Below are 17,833 nucleotides of genomic sequence, written 5' to 3' on the forward strand. Positions count from 1 at the left end.
TACGTTGGGGGTAGGCGAGATTCCTGCCGACGACGAGGAGCCCGCGATGCCGTTCGCCCGACTGACCACAGCGACCACTCCGACCGCCCACATCGGGCTCGGCCTGGCAGCGGTCGGCAGGCCCGGCTACATCAACCTCCACCGCGAGCGCGACCTGCCCGGCGAGCGGACCGTCGAGGCGATGCGCGCCCGGACGCACGAGCTTCTGGACGCGGCCTACGCGCAGGGCGTCCGGTACTTCGACGCCGCCCGCTCCTACGGCCGCTCCGAGGAGTTCCTCGGCGACTGGCTGGCCGCCCGGCCCGAGGTCCGCGACGTCGTCGTCGGCAGCAAGTGGGGCTACACCTACACCGCCGACTGGAGCGTCGACGCCGAGGCGCACGAGGTCAAGGACCACACCCTCGCCACGTATCTGCGCCAGCGCGCCGAGACCGGCGACCTGCTCGGAGACCGGCTCGACCTCTACCAGATCCACTCGGTGACCCCCGACAGCCCCGTATTCAGCGACAAGGAACTGCACGCCCGGCTCGCCGCGCTCGCCGCCGAAGGAGTCAGCGTCGGCCTCTCCACCAGCGGTCCGGCCCAGGCGGACGCGATCCGCGCGGCCCTCACCGTCACGGTGGACGGCGAACCCCTCTTCCGCACGGTCCAGGCCACCTACAACGCCCTGGAGACCTCGGCCGGACCGGCGCTCGCCGAGGCCCATGCCGCAGGGCTCACCGTCATCGTCAAGGAAGCCATGGCCAACGGCCGGCTCGCGGGTGCGGAGGCCCCCGCCGTGATGCGGGAGATCGCCGACGAGGAGGGGCTCGGCAGCGACGCGGTCGCCCTGGCGCTGGTGCTGTACCAGCCGTGGGCCGGGGTGGTGCTCTCCGGCGCGGCGACCGTCGGCCAGCTTGCGGGCAACCTCCACGCGGCCGTCCTCGACCTCGACGAGGACCGCAGGGCGCGGCTGGACGCGCTGGTGGAGGAGCCGGAGGCGTACTGGCGGCACCGCGCCTCGCTCCCCTGGAGCTGAGGGTTCCCGTACTCCTGCGGCATCCATCGGCCGTCGGGTGCGTCGGCTGCCGCATCGGCCGGCCGGTTGCGGTCGGCTGTCCACCGTCAGCCGGCCGTCGGGTGCGCCGGCCGGCCACCGTCCGGCTCCGGTCAGCCGGCCGTTCCCCGGCTGTCCGCCCACGCGGCCAGCGTGTCGAAGTCGGCCCGCTCCAGCCCGATCAGCGGATCGGTCCACAGCAGGAGACTCTCCCCGCCCGCTCCCCGGCCGGCGACCCACGCCCGGTCCCGGTCGGTGATCTCGTCGTCGACCCACGCGAACGGCCGCCCGGCCGCGTACTCCACGACGTACTGCGTCTTCCAGTAGGTCCCGGCCGGTGCGGCGCCGTGCATCTCCGGCCAGTCGATGTACGGCAGCGGCGGCAGCCCGATGCGGGGGCCGATCCACTCGTTCGCCTCGTTCTTCCAGGTGGTCGCCCAGACCAGCTCGTAGCGGCCGGCCAGGGCGAGCAGTTCGTCGCCGTGCCGGGGATTGAGCAGAACGGGCAGCGGCGGGCCGGCGGTCCACCCTGTCGGCCGCATGCGGTGCCTGGTGTAACCCTCCGGCGCGCCGCGGCGGGAGAGCGCTGCGTAGGGATTGAGCGGACCGTCGATGTCGATCAGCAGCAGCGGCTTCATGCCGACATGGTCCTCCCGTCGCGGCGCGCGGCGCGAGCCCCTTTCCAGTGAGACATTGGTGTCTCAAATGGGTTAGTGTCGTCTCATGACTCTTGATCGTGAGCAGGTCCTGCGCAGCGCCGCGGCCCTGCTGACCCGCACATCGACGGCCACCATGGACGAGGTGGCCAAAGCCGCGGGCATCGGCCGCGCCACCCTGCACCGGCACTTCGCCGGACGGGACGCCCTGGTCAGGGCGCTGGAAGAGCTGGGGATCCAGGAATTCGAATCGGCCATCGACGCCGCTGCGCTGGACGAGGGGACGACGGCCGAGGGGCTGCGCCGGTTCGTCGCGGCGATCGAGCCGAGCGCCGGACTCCTCTCCTTCCTCGTGACCGAGAATCAGCTGTTCGAGGGTGAGGAGCAGAACGACGGCTGGGACCGGCTGGACGCCCGGGTGGCCGCGTTCTTCCGGCGCGGCCAGGAGCGCGGAGAGATCCGCCTCGACCTGACCGCGGCCTGGCTGACCGAAGCGCTCTACGGGCTCATCAGCAGCGCGGCGTGGGCCGTTCAGGCGGGCCGGGTGGCCGCACAGGACTTCCCCTACATGATCGTCGAGTTGCTGCTCGGCGGCGCACGCCGGAGCGTGGAGCAATGAGCAGCGTCGAACAGCACCCGGAGCCCGCGCCCGAGCTGTACCGCCCCGGGCGGTGGATCGCACTGGCCGTGCTGGTGCTCGCCGTACTGCTGGTGGCCGTCGACGCCACCGTGCTCGGCCTCGCGACCCCGTTCCTCAGCGAGGACCTCGAACCGACCGGCACCCAGCTGCTCTGGATCGGCGACGTCTACTCCTTCGTCATCGCCGGTCTCCTGGTCTCGATGGGCAGCCTCGGCGACCGCATCGGCCGCAAGAAGCTGCTGCTGTGCGGTGCCACCGCCTTCGGCGCTGTCTCGGTGCTCAACGCGTACGCGCAGACGGCCGAGATGATGATCGTCGCGCGGGCCCTGCTGGGCGTGGCGGGCGCCACCCTGATGCCGTCCACCCTCGCCCTCATCCGCAACCTCTTCCACGACGCCCGCGAGCGGAGTCTGGCCATCGGCATCTGGGGGGCGATGGCGTCCGCGGGGGCGGCGGTCGGTCCCGTCGTCGGCGGATTCCTGCTGGAGCACTTCTGGTGGGGATCGGTCTTCCTGATCAACCTGCCGGTCATGGCGGTGCTCGTCGTGGTCGGCATCAAGATGATCCCCGAGTCGAAGAACCCGGCACCCGGACCCTGGGACCTGGTGAGCGTGGGGCTGTCGCTGGTCGGCATGATCGGGGTCGTCTACGCCATCAAGGAGCTGGCCGCGCACGGCACCAGCTGGCAGGTCGCGCTCTCGGGCGTCGGCGGCGTGCTGGCCCTCGTCTGGTTCGTGCGGCGGCAGTTCCGGCTGCCCGCCCCGCTGCTCGACATGCGGCTGTTCCACCACCGGGGCTTCTCCGGAGCGGTCCTCGCCGACCTGCTGACCATCCTCGGCCTCTCCGGCCTGGTCTTCTTCCTCTCCCAGTTCCTGCAACTGGTCCAGGGCCGCGGACCGCTGGAGGCCGGGCTCGCCGAACTGCCCGCGGCCGTCGGCGCGGTCACCGCGGGTCTGCTGGCCGGGACCACCGCCCGCCGCTTCTCCGTACGGTCCGTGGTGGCCGGCGGTCTCGCCGGGATCGCCCTGGCGCTGGCCGCGGTCGCCGCGGTCCACAAGGACACGGCCTATCCGCTGATCGGCGCGCTCCTGCTGGTCGTCGGTGTGGGCGCGGGCTTCGCCTTCACGGTCACCTCCGACGTGATCCTCTCCAGCGTTCCGAAGGAGCACGCCGGTTCCGCGTCCGCGGTCTCCGAAACGGCGTACGAGCTCGGCGCCGCCCTCGGCATCGCCCTGCTCGGCTCCATCGTCACCGGGGTCTACCAGGGGTTCACCGCGCCCGCCGGAACCCCGCCCGACGTCGCGTCCGCCGCCCACGAGTCGCTCGGCGGCGCGGTCGAGGCGGCCAAGGTGCTGCCCGAAGAGGAGGCGACGACTCTGGTCTCCGCCGCCCAGGACGCCTTCGTGGACGGGCTGGGGGCCGCCTCGGCCATCGGCGCCGTCGTCCTGATGGCGACGGCGGTCGCCGCCTGGTTCCTGCTGCGTGGCCAGGAGCTGGAGGAAGGCATCGTGCACGACTGAGGGGTGCCCCGTCCGGACGACGTGGGCACGGACATGCGGAAGGGCCCGCACCGCCGGCCGGGGACACGATGTCCACCGGCCGGGGTACGGGCCCTTCCCGCCGTCCTGCCGAGCCGTCGGGCTCCGGCTCAGGCGGCCTTGGCCTTCGTTGCGTACATGTCCACGTACTCCTGGCCGGACAGCCGCATCACCTCGGCCATCACGGAGTCCGTCACCGCCCGCAGCACGTAGCGGTCGCGGTCCATGCCCTCGTAGCGCGAGAACTCCATCGGCTCGCCGAAGCGGACCGTGACCTTGCCGGGCCGCGGCAGGCCGGCGCCGCCCGGCTGCAGCTTGTCCGTACCGATCATCGCGAACGGCACCACCGGAGCACCCGTCATCAGCGTCAGCCGGGCGATGCCCGTCCGGCCGCGGTACAGCCGCCCGTCGGGGGAGCGGGTGCCCTCCGGATAGATCGCGAAGGCCTTGCCCTCCTCCAGCACGCGGCGGCCCGTCATCAGCGCCGCGACACCACCGCGGCCGCCGTCCCGGTCCACCGGGATCATGCCGCTGCCGGTGAAGAACCAGGCCATCAGACGCCCCTTGACGCCCTTGCCCGTCACGTACTCGTCCTTGCCGATGTAGAACACCGGCCGGTCGCAGCAGATCGGCATGATCATCGAGTCGATGAACGTCAGGTGGTTGCCCGCGAGGATCACCGGCCCGGTTCCCGGAATGTTCTGGGCACCTTCCACCTGCGGGCGGAACAGCAGGCGCAGGATCGGTCCGAGCACTGCCTTGATGAGTGCGAGTCGGGACAACGGTTCCTCCGGTGTAGTGGCCGGGCCGGCCGAGGCGACGGATTGAAGGGTCCATGCAGGTGAGGACGATACTCGCGGGTACTCGCTGATCGCACATCGGGTTCACCCCATGGATACGCAGTGTTGACGTGTGTTTGCGCCATGTTCGTCCAGATGGCGCCGTCCGGACCACGCCGCTGCCTACGCTCGGTCCTCGCCGGACAGGTGCCGGACATCACATGCGAGGAGCATTCATGACAGAGCGTGCGCAGGCCCGCCCCGGACGACGGACCGTCATGGGCGTGGGCGCCGCGGTACTCGGCACCGCCGCCCTCGGTGTCACCGGAACGGCGCAGGCGGCCGGGAAGCCCGGGAGCGAGCCCGCCGGGCACGACGGCCGCCGCCTCGACCTGCCGGTGCCGACCGTCATCGGACACCGCGGTACCAGTGGCTACCGCCCCGAGCACACGCTCGGCTCCTACCAGCTGGCTCTCGACATGGGCGCGCACATCGTCGAGCAGGACCTGGTGCCGACGCGGGACGGCCATCTCGTATGCCGTCACGAGAACGACATCACCGCCACGACCGATGTCTCCGCCCATCCCGAGTTCGCGAGCCGCCGGACGACGAAGACGGTCGACGGCGTCGCCCTGACCGGCTGGTTCACCGAGGACTTCACGCTCACCGAGCTGAAGACGCTGCGGGCCAAGGAGCGCATACCCGGCAACCGCCAGAAGAACACGCTGTACGACGGCCGGTGGGAGATCCCCACCTTCGAGGAGGTCCTGCGCTGGGCCGACCGCGAGGGCCGCAAGCGCGGAAAGCCCGTCTGGCTGTACGTCGAGACCAAGCACCCCACCTACTTCCGCGGTCTGGGCCTCGGTCTGGAGGAGCCGCTCGCCAAGTTGCTGCGCCGCTACAACCGGCACCGTGCGCAGTCGCCGCTCATCCTCCAGTCCTTCGAACCCGGCAGCATCCAGCGGCTGTCGAAGCTCGTCGCCACCCCCCGCGTCGTGCTGCTCTCGGGCGCCGGTTCCAAGCCCTGGGACTTCGTGGCCTCCGGCGACCCGCGCACCACCGACGACCTGGTGAAGCCCGCCGGCCTGAAGTGGATGGCGTCGTTCGCCCAGGGCATCGGCCCCACCCTGGACCTGATCATCCCCAAGGACGGTGCCGGCCGGCTCACCACGCCCACCTCCCTGGTGCGGGACGCGCACGCGCAGGGCCTGATCCTCCACCCGTACACGATGCGCAACGAGAACACCTTCCTGCCCGCCGACTTCCGGCGCGGCACGGACCCCAACGCGTACGGCGACGCCTTCGGCGCCTTCGCCGCGTACTTCGCCACCGGTATCGACGGGATCTTCTCCGACAACCCGGACACGGCGCTGCTCGCGGCGGCGGACTTCGCCGCGAAGTAGCGGGAGCCGGGCCCCGGGACGTCAGCCCCCGGGCGGAGCGTGCCCCGGTCGGGTGGTCCCGGCAGGTTCGGCGACCGGCGGCCGCTCCACCGGGTCGGGTGGGGGCGTGACGCTTCTCGATCTTCCTCAGGCCCTGCCCGCCCCGGACGCGGACACCTTCGTCCGCACGCTGTATTCCCTGGTCGGAGCCGAGGCGACGGCGGAGGCGGCCGCATCCGCCACCGGCGCCGCCGTCGACCCCGCCGATCTCGAACAGGCCGTCTGGCTGAGGCTGCTGGAACGGCTTGCGGACCAGGGGCCGCCCGCGGACCCCGCCCGATGGGTGCGCGACGCCGTCAGGTCGGAGGCCCGCCGGGCCCGCCGTACCGCACTGCGCGAACGCCCCTACCGCGACGAGTCCGCCGCCGACCTCTCCGGCTGCCCGGAGCGGGCCGCCCTCTTCGCCGACCAACGCCGGTTGCTGTACGCCGCCGTGGACCGGCTCCCCGGCTCCTGTGCCCGCTTACTGCGCGCGCTGCTCTCCCCGGGCGATCCCACCTACCGGGAAATCGCAGGGGAGTTGGGTATGTCACAGGGGAGTTTGGGCCCGATCCGTTCCCGATGCCTTGGATGTCTGCGCAGAATGCTGGCGGCGGAGGTTGTAGCTCCTGAACTGCGGGGAAAGGAGCGGTAGACAACCGGCGGATCAGGTGAGCGAGAGGCATGCGCAGATGGGCATGAGCGTGATCATCTCGGCGGCGAAGGCACAGGACGCCGAACAGATCTTGAAACTCCAGTACCTCTGTTTTCAGAACGAGGCGGAGCTGTACGGGAACTACCGGATCGACCCGCTCGTCGAGACCCTCGACGCGATGCGCGCCGAGATCGCCGCGAACCTGGTGTTCGTGGCACGGCTCGGCGACGAAGTCGTCGGTTCGGTGCGCGGGTGGGCGGACCAGGACGGCACCGGACGGATCGGGCGGCTCTGCGTCCACCCCCGGCTCCAGGGGCACGGCCTCGGCGCCCGTCTGCTCGCGGCGGTGGAGGCCGGACTCACCGACCAGCGGTCGGCCACCCGCTACAGCCTGCACACCGGTCACCGCAGCGAAGGCAATCTGCGGCTCTACCGGCGGGCGGGATACGCACCCGTCGGCGACACCACCAGTCAGGACGGTGTCCGGATGATCCTGCTGGAGAAGGAGGCCTCGGCGCCCGCCTACGTGACGAGCGCCTAAGGGCTGTCCCGCAATTCCTGGTGGATCAGCGCGCGGCGTCAGATGCGGTGCATCGCAAGGCGGAGGGGCGCCCGCACACTGGATGTATTCGGGCGTTCCGACAACGCGGCGAGGTGCCGTAGCTGTCGTCGTGCGCCCGCCAGGAATCGCGGGACAGCCCTTAGGGTTCGGATCAGGCCGGACCCGCGGGTCCGGCCTGATCCGAACGGGAAGCCCCAGGACTCACGCGGTCCGGGCGCGGCGCAGCCACATCATCCCGGTGACCGGAAGGATCACCGGGATGAACAGGTAGTCCCTGCCGAAGTACGACCAGACGGTGGCGTCCGAGAACGCCGCGGGATCGACCAGCGTCCACGTGCCCACGATCAGCACCCCGGCGAGCTCGGCGGCGCAGCACACCAGCGCCGTCCGCCGGGCCCTCTCGCCACCGCGCACCAGCGAGTACGTGATGAAGCCGTAGACGGCGGCCGCGGCCGCCGACAGCACGTAGGCCAGCGGGGCCTTCCCGAAGTCCAGGATCATCTGGACGATCGCGCGGGACGCCGCCGCCACGGTGAACACGCCGTAGAACCAGACCAGTACCCTCCCGGGCCCGGTGCCCAGGTCGAAGGGCGGCTTCTCGCCGGCGGCCGCCTCGGGGGTGCGCTCGGTGTCGGTCACGGTCAGTTTCCCCAGATGTCGTAGAGCCGTACTTCGAGAACGGCCAGCACGACCGCGCCCGCCGCCACCGTCACCGAACCCCACCGGGTCCGCTCGCTCAGTGACAGGAAGCCCGCCGCGGGTACGGCGAGGAAGGCCCCGATCAGATACGCGATGAAGATGGTCATGCCCTGCTCCGGCCGCTCGCCGCGGGCCAGCTGCACGATCCCCACCACCAGCTGGGCCAGTGCCAGGAGCGAGACCACGGCCATCCCGATGAAGTGCCAGTCCTTGGTGGGCTGGTCCCGGTAGGCGGCGAATCCGCACCAGGCGGCGAGGGCGAGGGCGGCCACGCCGACCGCGATCGTCAGGGCGTCAAGCATGAGCCGAGGGTATTACGGGCCGTGCGGCCCATTGCGTGCGCCCCCGTGCCCGCGGTGCGCGGGGACCGTGCGCGACGCGGTACGGACGAGAGGGCGCCGGGGACCTAGGTCCCCGGGGGCGCGGGCCCGCGGCCGGTCCGCACCGGCGGGGGGTGATCGTGGTCTTGGCCACACGCCTGCGCGTCCAGGACCGGTGCGGACCGTGGACACGGAGTGCATCGTCCCCGTATCAGTGCAGGTCACAGCGTTGTGGGCGGATCTCTTCGGGGCGGGCCGACCGAAGACGCCGCAGCATCCACGGCCGTCCGCTATCCGGACAGCCGGTTCGGCGGGAACCTGACGTCTGTTTTACTTGGGGCATGACCACGACGAGCAGCCGCATCCTTGCGACCGAGGCGATCACGACGCCCGGTGCTCGTTGTATGTGTCGAATGCGCGCCTTCTGAGGGCCCACGCCTGAGCCTCGCGCCCCGAAGCGAGACCGAGCCCGAGCCGTCCGCACCCAGCGGAACGCGCCCCCCAGCATGCTGCCCCGCGGCCACCGCCGCGTGCCTGCCGTGCCGGGACACCCGCTCGGAACGTCCGATCGAAACGTCCGGACAGCTTCATCGGACGACTTCCCCGTGCCCGGCGGACACCGCGCCGCGCACTCGACAGTGACGGAAACCCTGTGATCACCACTACGGGCCTCACGAAGGTCTACCAGTCGCGCGACCGCGAGGTCACCGCCCTGGACGGCGTCGACCTGCACGTCCGCGAGGGCGAGGTGTACGGCGTCATCGGGCAGAGCGGCGCCGGGAAATCCTCTCTCATCCGCTGCGTCAACCTGCTGGAGCGCCCCACCTCCGGCACCGTGACCGTGGCAGGCCAGGACCTCACCGCACTCGCGGGACGCGGCCGCAGGGCCGGCAAGGAACTGCGCGAGGCCCGCAGCCGCATCGGCATGGTCTTCCAGCACTTCAACCTGCTGGCCTCCCGCACCGTCCAGGGCAATGTGGAGCTCCCGCTGGAGATCCTCGGCGTCACCGGCCGCGAACGGTCCCGCAAGGCGCTCGAACTCCTCGACCTGGTCGGCCTCGCCGACAAGGCCAAGGCCTATCCGGGGCAGCTCTCCGGCGGCCAGAAGCAGCGCGTCGGCATCGCCCGCGCGCTCGCCGGCGACCCCAAGGTCCTGCTCTCCGACGAGGCGACCTCGGCCCTGGACCCCGAGACCACCCGCTCCATCCTCCAGCTGCTGCGCGACCTCAACCAGCAGCTCGGTCTCACCGTCCTGCTCATCACGCACGAGATGGACGTCGTCAAGACGATCTGCGACTCCGCCGCGCTGATGCAGAAGGGGCGCATCGTCGAGTCCGGGACCGTCGGCGACCTGCTCGCCACTCCCGGCTCGGAACTCGCCCACGAGCTGTTCCCCGTCGGCGGCACCGCGTCGGGCCCCGACCGCACGGTCGTCGACGTCACCTTCCACGGCGATGCCGCCGGCCGGCCGGTGATCTCGCAGCTCTCGCGTACGTACAACATCGACATCTCCATCCTGGGTGCCGCGATGGACACCGTCGGCGGCAGGCAGATCGGCCGGATGCGCATCGAGCTGCCCGGCCGGTTCGAGGAGAACGTCGTCCCGATCGGCTTCCTGCGTGAGCAGGGACTGCAGGCCGAGATCGTCGACGGCTCGGAGACCGAACCCGTCATCATTCCCGCACCGCTCACCAAGGAGGTGGCGAAGTGACCTGGTCCGAAATGCAGCCGCTGCTGACGCAGGGCACCGTCGACACCCTCTACATGGTCCTGTGGTCCGCGGTCGTCACCGTCCTGGTCGGACTGCCGCTCGGCGTCCTGCTCGTCCTCACCGACAAGGGCGGACTGCTGCGGAACACCCCGGTGAACAAGGTCATCGGCGTCATCGTGAACATCGGCCGCTCGCTGCCGTTCATCATCCTGCTGATCGCCCTGATCCCCTTCACCACCTGGGTCGTGGGCACCTTCATCGGCCCGACCGCGATGATCGTGCCGCTCGCCGTCGGCGCCATCCCGTTCTTCGCCCGGCTCGTCGAGACGGCGGTGCGCGAGGTCGACCACGGACTCGTCGAAGCCGTCCAGTCCATGGGCGGATCCATCCCGACGATCGTCCGCAAGGTCCTGCTGCCGCAGGCGCTGCCGTCCCTCGTCTCCGGTGTCACCACCACCGTCATCGTGCTCATCGGCTACTCCGCGATGGCCGGAGCCGTCGGCGGCGAAGGACTCGGTTCCAAGGCCGTCACCTACGGATTCCAGCGCTTCGACAACCAGTTCATGCTCATCACCGTCGCGCTGCTGATCGTCATCGTGACCGTGATCCAGCTGATCGGCGACGGAGCCGTACGGCTGCTGGCCCGCCGCGGCCGCACCACCTCCTGAGACTTCTCCTCCCCGGGGCGTGTCTCCGGGCCGCCGTCCACCGGGCGGCGCCCGGCGCTCCCCCCGCCCGCACTCCTTGTCCGGGCGTTCCACCATCACCACCCGAAAGAGGCACTCTTCGTGCGTAAGAACATCAAGCTCACCGCGGCTGCCGCCGCCACCGCCGCCCTCGCCTTCGGCCTCACCGCCTGCGGTACGGACTCCGACCCGGCGTCGAAGTCCGGGACCGGCGCCAACGCCGACACCTCCAAGGCCCTCGTCGTCGCCGCGTCGCCGACGCCGCACGCCGACATCCTGGGCTTCGTCAAGAAGAACCTGGCGGCCAAGGCCGGCCTCAAGCTGGAGGTCAAGGAGTTCACGGACTACGTCCTGCCGAACACCGCCACCGAGACCGGCCAGGTCGACGCCAACTTCTTCCAGCACCAGCCCTACCTGGACGACTTCAACAAGAAGAACGACACCCACCTGGTCTCCGTCGGCACCGTGCACCTGGAGCCCCTCGGCCTCTACTCCAAGAAGGTCAAGGACCTGGGCGACATCAAGTCCGGCCAGACCATCGCCGTACCCAACGACACCACCAACGAGGGCCGCGCACTCCAGCTCCTCGCCGAGAACGGTCTGATCACCCTCAAGGACGGCGTCGGCACCAGCGCCAAGCTGAGCGACATCACCGACAAGAAGGGCCTGGAGTTCAAGGAGCTGGAGGCCGCGACCGTCCCCCGTGCCCTGAACGACGTGGACGCCGCCGTCATCAACGGCAACTACGCCATCGAGGCCGACCTCAAGCCCGCCAAGAACGCCCTGGCCCTGGAGAAGGCCGACGGCAACCCGTACGCCAACATCATCGCCGTGAAGAAGGGCAACGAGCAGGACCCCCGCGTCCAGAAGCTCGTGAAGCTCCTCCACTCCGACGAGGTCAAGAAGTTCATCGAGGACACCTACCAGGGCTCGGTCATCCCGGCCTTCGGTACCGCAGCCAAGTCCTGACCCCGGCGCGGCACTTGCCCGCGGAGCCCCGCACACCCCGCCCGGGTGTGCGGGGCTCCGCCGTGCCGACCCGGCCATGCACAAGGTCCGCCCGATGCTGCATGCTGTGCCTTTACACGGTCTTCGGCATGGAGCTGCGCATGACTTCCACCTTTCCGGACATCTCCATCAGCACGGACCGGTTGGTGCTGCGCCCGTTCGACATGACGGACGTCCCCGCGTACATCGAGATGATGAACGACGAACTCGTCGTCGCCTGGACCGAGGCACCCCAGCCCTACACCCAGGTCGACGCCGAACGCTGGGTCCGCAGGATCGCTCCCGCGCAGCGCACTCAGGGCGACGGCATCGTGCTCGCCGTCACCGAGTTCCTCACCCAGCGCCTCGTCGGCTCGGTGCGGCTGCGCAACACCGACTGGCGCACCCGCGCCACCGAGGCCGCCTACATCACGGCCCCGTGGGCCCGGGGCGAGGGCTACGCCACCGAGGCCGTGCTGGCCGTCGCCCAGTGGCTCTTCCGCGACCAGGGCTTCGAGCGCATCGAACTGCGTACCGCCGCCGACAACACCGCCTCCCAGCAGGTCGCGCAGAAGCTCGGCTGCATCAGCGAGGGAGTGCTGCGCAACGCCCGCATAGCCCGTTCACAGACCGAGGACGGAGGATGGACCGACATGAGGACCGATCTGATCGTCTGGGGCCTTCTTCCCGAAGACCTCGAAGGGGTGGCCGAAGAGCTTGCCGACGCCGGTGGCTACGGCACCTACAACGACTGGAACTGACTTTCCGGGGCACCGGCACCGTACGGGTCCGCACCGGGTAACCTCACCCTGCCCGCCCCCTCGGGCCACCATCCCCACCTGCGACACCTCCAGGAGACTGACGACAGATGGCCGACCGGGTCACAGTGATCGGCTGGGACGGCTCGCCACTGACCAGAGCGGCCACGGCCGCGCTCTCGGCCGCCACCCTCGTCGCCGGCGCCGCCCATCACCTCGCGCTGCCCGAAGTCCCGGGCGGCGCGGAGCGCATCCGTCTCGGCTCCGTGGACCTCGCGGCCCGCCGGATCGCCGGGCATCGCGGCAGCGCCGTGGTCCTCGCCGACGGAGACCCCGGATTCTTCGGCGTCGTGCGCACCCTGCGCGCACCCGAGCACGGTCTCGAAGTCGAAGTGGTGCCCGCCGTCACCTCCGTCGCCACCGCCTTCGCCCGCGCCGGAATGCCGTGGGAGGACGCCCAGACGGTCGTCGCCCACCCCCGCACCCTGCGCCGCGCCGTGAACGTCTGCCGCGCCCACCACAAGGTCGCCGTCCTCACCTCGCCCGGCGCGGGCCCCGCCGAACTGGCCCTCCTGCTCGAAGGCGTCCACCGGACCTTCGTCATCTGCGAGGAACTCGGCACCGCCCGCGAACAGGTCACCGTCGTCACCTCCGACGCGGCCGCCGACCACGTCTGGCGCGACCCCAACGTCGTCATCGTCATCGGCGGCGGCCCCGAACAGCGGGCCGAGGGAGCCTGGATCGCCGGCCGCCACCCCGCCTACCCCCAGGGCGTACGCGGCTGGGCGCTGCCCGCCGACGCCTACCGGGGCAACGCGACGGACGTCCGGGGCGAGAGCGGCGAGGGCGAGGCCCCCGGACTCCGAGCCGCCCAACTCGCCCACCTCGGACCGCGCACCGGCGACCTGCTCTGGGACATCGGCTCCGGCAGCGGCGCCCTGGCCGTGGAGGCTGCCCGCTTCGGTGCGGCGGTCCTGGCCGTCGACAGCGACCCGGACGCCTGTGCCCGTACGGCAGCCGCCGCCCGGACCTTCGGAGTCCAGCTCCAGGTCGTCGAGGGCAGGGCCCCGCATGTGCTGGAACGGCTGCCCGAGCCCGACGTCGTGCGGATCGGAGGCGGCGGCGCCCCCGTCGTCATCGCCGTCGCCGATCGCAGGCCCGAGCGGATCGTGACGCACGCGTCGACCCGGGACGAGGCCGAGGCGCTGGGCGCGGCCCTCACGGAGAACGGCTACACGGTCGCCTGCTCCCTCCTCCAGTCCGTCGAACTCGACACGGCCGCTTGGTCGGAGCGCGAACGCACAGTCGTCTTCCTGCTGTCCGCACTGCGTTCGGACCTTGCCCCCTGACCCGGCCGGCATACGGTGCGAGGTAGGCTGGCCGATCGTTGCACCGCGCCCGGACGTTCGTCGCTTCGTTCGTCAATGTCCGGAAAAGGGGACCGTTTTGGCCCCCGTTGTGGTACGGCAGAACCGGGGGACGCGCAACGTGGCGCAGTCCACAGCGAGCCGTGGCGAAATGTCCTGCCGCGGCGGCGAACGGCCGCGAGAATGCAGTATGTCCGCGACCGATTCGTGCCGCGCGGCTCGCCCGCTCGTTCCACTGGACGAGCGCCGGCGTGCCGCGTTCGGGCGTCCCGGGCGAAGGGCCGAAGAAGCACTGACGATGGGCGAGGGGTACGCATGAGTGACACCGGCCAGATCCCGGGCGAGGGACTGCCGGAGAACGCAGGCATGGTGGAGCAGACGGGCATCCCCGCCCCGGACGCTTACACCTTCCTCGACCCCTCCGAGCATGCGTCCGAGGACGACGACCTCCTGCTGATGCCGAGCCCCCAGGGCGCCTGGAACGAAACCCAGGCCGGCCAGGCCGCGCTGCCCGAGCAGGGCGGCGGGTACCAGCCGGTCCACGCCCCGCAGCCGCAGAACCCGCTCCAGGGCGAGGGCGGGGCTCAGGACCCGTACCGGTTCCAGGAGCAGGTCCCGGCGTACGCCATGCAGCAGGCCGCGGCCGAATCGCTTCAGGAGAGCGGCCAGGGAACCCATGAGTCCGGAGGCCGCAACTCCGGGCACGTCGACCTCGGCGGTGTGCGTATCCCGTCGCCCGTCCCCGCCCCCGCGCAGGCCCAGGTACCCGTGGCCCAGACCCAGGCACCCGTGCGCCGTCCGCTGCACCGAGGCCCCTCGGCCGAATCCGGCCCCTCCTACGGGGGCACGTCCGGCGGCGTGGTCCGCTCGCTGGCCGACCGGGGTCCGGCTGGCACGCCCCAGCCGCAGGTCCAGCCGCAGCCGCAGGCCGCCGTCCAGACATCCGCACGGCACGCCGGTCCGGTCACCGCCGAACCTGAGTACTTCGAGCTCCCGGCCGACGAGGTGGCCGCGCTCCCGGGGCCGCAGCTCGGGGAGATCCCGCCGCAGGGCGTGGGCCAGTGGGCGGCCCATGCGTCGCCGCAGGCCGCCGTGCCCGTCGCGGACCGGGCCGTCACTCCGGACGTGGAGCCGTCGGCACCGGAGGCAGCGGCAGCAGAAACGGTCGTCCCGGAGCCGGTCGTTCCGGAGCCGGTGGCCGAGCAGCCCATGGCCGAGGAGTTCGTGGCCGAGGTACAGCCGGTCGCGCCGGTCGTGCAGACCGTCGAGCCGGTTGCCGTCGAGCCCGCGGCCCCCGTGGCCGAGGAGCCGGTATCCGCACCCGCGGAGGCCGGGGTACCGGCCGAGGCCCCCGATGAGGCCCCTCGGGCCGAGGTCGTGGCGGAGGCCGCCCCCGTGTACGCGGCCCCCGTCGAAGCCGCAGCCGCCGAGGCCGTCGCGCCCGCCGAAGCCGGGGCCCCGGTCGAGGCCGCACCCGCTGAGGAGCCGGCCGCCGGGCCCGCGCACGTCGAGCCCGTGCCCGCCGAAGTCCCGCTCGCCCAGGAGGTGCCCGCGCAGGCCGTGCCCGCCGAAACCGGGCCCGTAGCCGAAGCGGAGGCCGAGGCAGCCCCGGTCGAGGCCGTGCCCGCCGCGCAGCCGCCGGTGGAGCCCGTTCCCGACGGAGCCTCCCTGGGCGGGTTCGTGCCCGTGGAGGGCTCGCTGCCGACCGCACCGCAGCCGGCCCCGACGCCCGTGTCCGAGCCGGCGGCGGAGCCCGCCCCGCAGGCCGTGGCAGCAGCCACGGAGACCGGCCGGGCCGACGTGGTGGAGGCGCCCGGAGCCGGCGGAACCGCGCCGGAGCCCGTGGTCCTTCCCGTGCCGGAGACGGGCCCCGAGGTCCTTGCCGAGTCGGAGACGGGTCCCGAGGTCATCGAGACCCCGGACCTCACGGACAGCCACAGCTACCCGGGGCCGGTACGGGCCGAGGCCGTCGAACCCGAACCCGAACCCGAATCCGAGCCGGAGACCCGGGCCGCCGAGCCCACGGCGACCGCCGAGGTTCCCGCGACGGCCGGCGAGCCCGAAGCCTCTGACACCCAGGCCCCCGCCCCCGAGGCGGCGGAGGCGCCCGTCGCCTCGCCCCCCGCCCCCGGCTACGAGGACGCCGAGCGGGAGGCCGTCCTGCGCGTCATGCGCGAGCGCCGCGACATCCGCAACGGCTTCCGCAGCGACCCCATCCCGCACGAGGTGCTCCTGCGGGTTCTGGAGGCCGCCCACACGGCGCCCAGCGTCGGGCACTCGCAGCCCTGGGACTTCGTCGTCATCCGCTCCGCGGAGACCCGCCGCTCCATGCACGAACTGGCGCAGCACCAGCGCGAGGCCTACGCGAAGTCGCTCCCCAAGGCACGGGCGAAGCAGTTCAAGGAACTGAAGATCGAGGCGATCGTCGACACCCCGGTCAACATCGTCGTCACGGCGGACCCCACCCGTGGCGGCCGCCACACCCTCGGCCGGCACACCCAGCCGCAGATGGCCCCGTACTCCTCGGCGCTCGCCGTCGAGAACCTCTGGCTCGCCGCACGCGCCGAGGGCCTCGGCGTCGGCTGGGTCAGCTTCTTCGACGAGCGCGAGATGGTCCGGGCCCTTGGCCTGCCCGAGCACCTCGAAGTCGTGGCGTACCTCTGCGTCGGTTACGTGGACGAGTTCCCGGAGGAGCCCGAGCTGATGCAGGCGGGCTGGTCCAAGCGCCGTCCGCTGTCGTGGGTCGTCCACGAGGAGACGTACGGCCGCCGCGCCCTGCCCGGCGAGGAGCCGCACAACCTGCTCCAGGAGACCATTTCCAGCATCCGGCCGCTGGACGCCAAGGCGCTGGGCGAGGCCTGGGAGCGCCAGAAGCGGATGACCAAGCCGGCCGGTGCGCTCGGCATGCTGGAGATCATCTCGGCGCAGCTGGCCGGGCTCTCCCGGATGTGCCCGCCGCCGATCCCGGAACCCGCGGCCGTCGCGATCTTCGCGGGCGACCACGGGGTGCACGCCCAGGGCGTCACTGCCTGGCCCCAGGAGGTGACCGGCCAGATGGTCGCCAACTTCCTCGGCGGCGGAGCGGTCTGCAACGCCTTCGCGGGCCAGGTCGGCGCCGAGGTGTGTGTCGTCGACGTCGGTGTCGCCTCGGAGCTCCCCGCGACGCCCGGTCTGCTGCCCCGCAAGGTGCGCGCCGGGACGGCCGACTTCACGACCGGGCCCGCACTCACCCGCGAGGAGGTCCTCGCGGCGATCGAGGTCGGCATCGAGACCGCCCGCGATCTGGTGGCGGCAGGCAACAAGGGCCTGTTGACCGGCGAGATGGGCATCGCCAACACCACGGCGTCCGCCGCCCTGATCTGTGTGTACACGGGGATGGACCCGGCCGAGGTGACCGGCCGCGGTACCGGCATCAACGACGAGATGCACGCTCGGAAGGTCGACGTGGTGCGCCGCGCCCTCGACCTGCACCAGCCGGACCCGGCCGACCCGATCGGCGTCCTTGCGGCCGTGGGCGGTCTGGAGCACGCCGCGATGGCCGGATTCCTGCTCGGCGGCGCGTCGCTGCGGACACCGGTCATCCTCGACGGCGTGAGCGCGGGCGCCGCGGCCCTGGTAGCCCGAGCCATCGCCCCGGAGGCGCTGGCCGCCTGCATCGCGGGCCACCGCAGCGCCGAGCCCGGCCACGTCGCCGCGCTCAACAAGCTGGGGCTGCGCCCGCTGGTCGACCTCGACCTCCGCCTCGGCGAGGGCACGGGCGCGCTGCTGGCGCTGCCGATCGTGCAGAGCGCGGCCCGTGCGATGCACGAGGTGGCCACGTTCGACTCGGCGGGCGTCACGGAGAAGTAGCGCAGCCGCGGGGGTTTCGGGGGCGTCGCCCCCGGACCCCCGCTTCCCGGTCGCTGGAGGGGCCTGGTTCCCGCCCCACCCCGTATCGTGAATCCCGCCCCCTGCCCCGGAACCCGCACGTCACAGCCGCTCCACCGCCGCAGCGGCCGCAGCCCCCGCATCGCACGAG

16 protein-coding genes are annotated in these 17,833 nt (G+C 71.8%); 12 read left to right on the top strand and 4 right to left on the bottom strand.

The features are described 5' to 3' along the window. The first annotated feature begins 46 nt into the window (after positions 1 to 46). Positions 47 to 1,018 carry an aldo/keto reductase gene (locus ACGFZA_RS26180; RefSeq protein ID WP_385287288.1) on the top strand — a complete coding sequence of 324 codons (972 nt, stop codon included), beginning with the start codon at positions 47 to 49 and terminating at the stop codon, positions 1,016 to 1,018. A gap of 131 nt (positions 1,019 to 1,149) precedes the next feature. On the opposite strand, the gene ACGFZA_RS26185 is transcribed toward ACGFZA_RS26180, so the two are convergent. Beyond that, entirely contained in the window at positions 1,150 to 1,674 is a 525-nt protein-coding gene (locus ACGFZA_RS26185; RefSeq protein WP_393682258.1) for a hypothetical protein, read from the bottom strand. Positions 1,675 to 1,759: 85 nt separating this feature from the next. Between ACGFZA_RS26185 and ACGFZA_RS26190 the strand changes: the two genes are divergently transcribed. Beyond that, positions 1,760 to 2,311, top strand: coding sequence for a TetR/AcrR family transcriptional regulator (locus ACGFZA_RS26190; protein ID WP_385287284.1), 552 nt, complete (start codon positions 1,760 to 1,762; stop codon positions 2,309 to 2,311). Next, positions 2,308 to 3,852, top strand: coding sequence for an MFS transporter (locus tag ACGFZA_RS26195; protein WP_385287283.1), 1,545 nt, complete (start codon positions 2,308 to 2,310; stop codon positions 3,850 to 3,852). The genes ACGFZA_RS26190 and ACGFZA_RS26195 overlap by 4 nt, the downstream gene beginning before the upstream one ends. Before the next feature lie 128 nt (positions 3,853 to 3,980). On the opposite strand, the gene ACGFZA_RS26200 is transcribed toward ACGFZA_RS26195, so the two are convergent. Further along, on the bottom strand, positions 3,981 to 4,652 hold the full coding sequence (locus ACGFZA_RS26200) for a lysophospholipid acyltransferase family protein (RefSeq protein WP_385287281.1): 672 nt from the start codon (positions 4,650 to 4,652) through the stop codon (positions 3,981 to 3,983). Positions 4,653 to 4,885: 233 nt separating this feature from the next. Between ACGFZA_RS26200 and ACGFZA_RS26205 the strand changes: the two genes are divergently transcribed. The 3 genes from ACGFZA_RS26205 (at position 4,886) to ACGFZA_RS26215 (ending at position 7,266) form a co-directional block, all read left to right on the top strand. Beyond that, positions 4,886 to 6,052, top strand: a complete 1,167-nt coding sequence (locus ACGFZA_RS26205) for a glycerophosphodiester phosphodiesterase (RefSeq protein ID WP_393682261.1) — start codon at positions 4,886 to 4,888, stop codon at positions 6,050 to 6,052. A gap of 106 nt (positions 6,053 to 6,158) precedes the next feature. Continuing rightward, complete coding sequence (locus ACGFZA_RS26210) at positions 6,159 to 6,725, top strand: sigma-70 family RNA polymerase sigma factor (protein ID WP_393682263.1); 567 nt, start codon at positions 6,159 to 6,161, stop codon at positions 6,723 to 6,725. 37 nt (positions 6,726 to 6,762) lie between these two features. After that, positions 6,763 to 7,266, top strand: coding sequence for a GNAT family N-acetyltransferase (locus ACGFZA_RS26215; protein WP_385287345.1), 504 nt, complete (start codon positions 6,763 to 6,765; stop codon positions 7,264 to 7,266). A 222-nt stretch (positions 7,267 to 7,488) separates the two neighbouring features. Here ACGFZA_RS26215 and ACGFZA_RS26220 read toward each other — a convergent pair whose 3' ends face one another. Continuing rightward, positions 7,489 to 7,926, bottom strand: coding sequence for a hypothetical protein (locus tag ACGFZA_RS26220; protein ID WP_385286377.1), 438 nt, complete (start codon positions 7,924 to 7,926; stop codon positions 7,489 to 7,491). 2 nt (positions 7,927 to 7,928) lie between these two features. Beyond that, complete coding sequence (locus tag ACGFZA_RS26225; protein ID WP_266776685.1) at positions 7,929 to 8,288, bottom strand: hypothetical protein; 360 nt, start codon at positions 8,286 to 8,288, stop codon at positions 7,929 to 7,931. Positions 8,289 to 8,958: 670 nt separating this feature from the next. Here ACGFZA_RS26225 and ACGFZA_RS26230 point away from each other — a divergent pair. The 6 genes from ACGFZA_RS26230 (at position 8,959) to cobT (ending at position 17,664) form a co-directional block, all read left to right on the top strand. Next, the gene (locus ACGFZA_RS26230; protein ID WP_385286375.1) at positions 8,959 to 10,017 is read left to right on the top strand and encodes a methionine ABC transporter ATP-binding protein; all 1,059 of its coding nucleotides are present in this window, start codon (positions 8,959 to 8,961) and stop codon (positions 10,015 to 10,017) included. Further along, positions 10,014 to 10,685: a methionine ABC transporter permease gene (locus ACGFZA_RS26235; protein ID WP_207316021.1), complete on the top strand. Its 672-nt coding sequence runs from the start codon at positions 10,014 to 10,016 to the stop codon at positions 10,683 to 10,685. The genes ACGFZA_RS26230 and ACGFZA_RS26235 overlap by 4 nt, the downstream gene beginning before the upstream one ends. A 120-nt stretch (positions 10,686 to 10,805) precedes the next feature. Then, positions 10,806 to 11,672, top strand: coding sequence for a MetQ/NlpA family ABC transporter substrate-binding protein (locus ACGFZA_RS26240; RefSeq protein ID WP_385286373.1), 867 nt, complete (start codon positions 10,806 to 10,808; stop codon positions 11,670 to 11,672). Positions 11,673 to 11,773: 101 nt separating this feature from the next. Continuing rightward, positions 11,774 to 12,451 carry a GNAT family N-acetyltransferase gene (locus ACGFZA_RS26245; protein WP_393682269.1) on the top strand — a complete coding sequence of 226 codons (678 nt, stop codon included), beginning with the start codon at positions 11,774 to 11,776 and terminating at the stop codon, positions 12,449 to 12,451. Between the two features lie 107 nt (positions 12,452 to 12,558). Next, complete coding sequence (gene cbiE, locus ACGFZA_RS26250; RefSeq protein ID WP_385286369.1) at positions 12,559 to 13,797, top strand: precorrin-6y C5,15-methyltransferase (decarboxylating) subunit CbiE; 1,239 nt, start codon at positions 12,559 to 12,561, stop codon at positions 13,795 to 13,797. A gap of 333 nt (positions 13,798 to 14,130) precedes the next feature. Beyond that, the gene (gene cobT / locus ACGFZA_RS26255) at positions 14,131 to 17,664 is read left to right on the top strand and encodes a nicotinate-nucleotide--dimethylbenzimidazole phosphoribosyltransferase (RefSeq protein ID WP_393682272.1); all 3,534 of its coding nucleotides are present in this window, start codon (positions 14,131 to 14,133) and stop codon (positions 17,662 to 17,664) included. Positions 17,665 to 17,833 lie beyond the last annotated feature (169 nt).

Origin of the sequence: Streptomyces sp. NPDC048211, assembly GCF_043202315.1 — a bacterium.
Lineage (GTDB): Bacteria > Actinomycetota > Actinomycetes > Streptomycetales > Streptomycetaceae > Streptomyces.

What these genes read in the sequence shown, in the direction of transcription:
- ACGFZA_RS26190 (WP_385287284.1), top strand. Translation starts at nt 1,760, where the DNA reads ATGACTCTTGATCGTGAGCAGGTCCTGCGCAGCGCCGCGGCCCTGCTG.
- ACGFZA_RS26180 (WP_385287288.1), top strand. Translation starts at nt 47, where the DNA reads ATGCCGTTCGCCCGACTGACCACAGCGACCACTCCGACCGCCCACATC.
- ACGFZA_RS26215 (WP_385287345.1), top strand. Translation starts at nt 6,763, where the DNA reads ATGGGCATGAGCGTGATCATCTCGGCGGCGAAGGCACAGGACGCCGAA.
- ACGFZA_RS26195 (WP_385287283.1), top strand. Translation starts at nt 2,308, where the DNA reads ATGAGCAGCGTCGAACAGCACCCGGAGCCCGCGCCCGAGCTGTACCGC.
- ACGFZA_RS26205 (WP_393682261.1), top strand. Translation starts at nt 4,886, where the DNA reads ATGACAGAGCGTGCGCAGGCCCGCCCCGGACGACGGACCGTCATGGGC.
- ACGFZA_RS26185 (WP_393682258.1), bottom strand. Translation starts at nt 1,674, where the DNA reads ATGAAGCCGCTGCTGCTGATCGACATCGACGGTCCGCTCAATCCCTAC.
- ACGFZA_RS26225 (WP_266776685.1), bottom strand. Translation starts at nt 8,288, where the DNA reads ATGCTTGACGCCCTGACGATCGCGGTCGGCGTGGCCGCCCTCGCCCTC.
- ACGFZA_RS26245 (WP_393682269.1), top strand. Translation starts at nt 11,774, where the DNA reads ATGCTGTGCCTTTACACGGTCTTCGGCATGGAGCTGCGCATGACTTCC.
- cobT (WP_393682272.1), top strand. Translation starts at nt 14,131, where the DNA reads ATGAGTGACACCGGCCAGATCCCGGGCGAGGGACTGCCGGAGAACGCA.
- cbiE (WP_385286369.1), top strand. Translation starts at nt 12,559, where the DNA reads ATGGCCGACCGGGTCACAGTGATCGGCTGGGACGGCTCGCCACTGACC.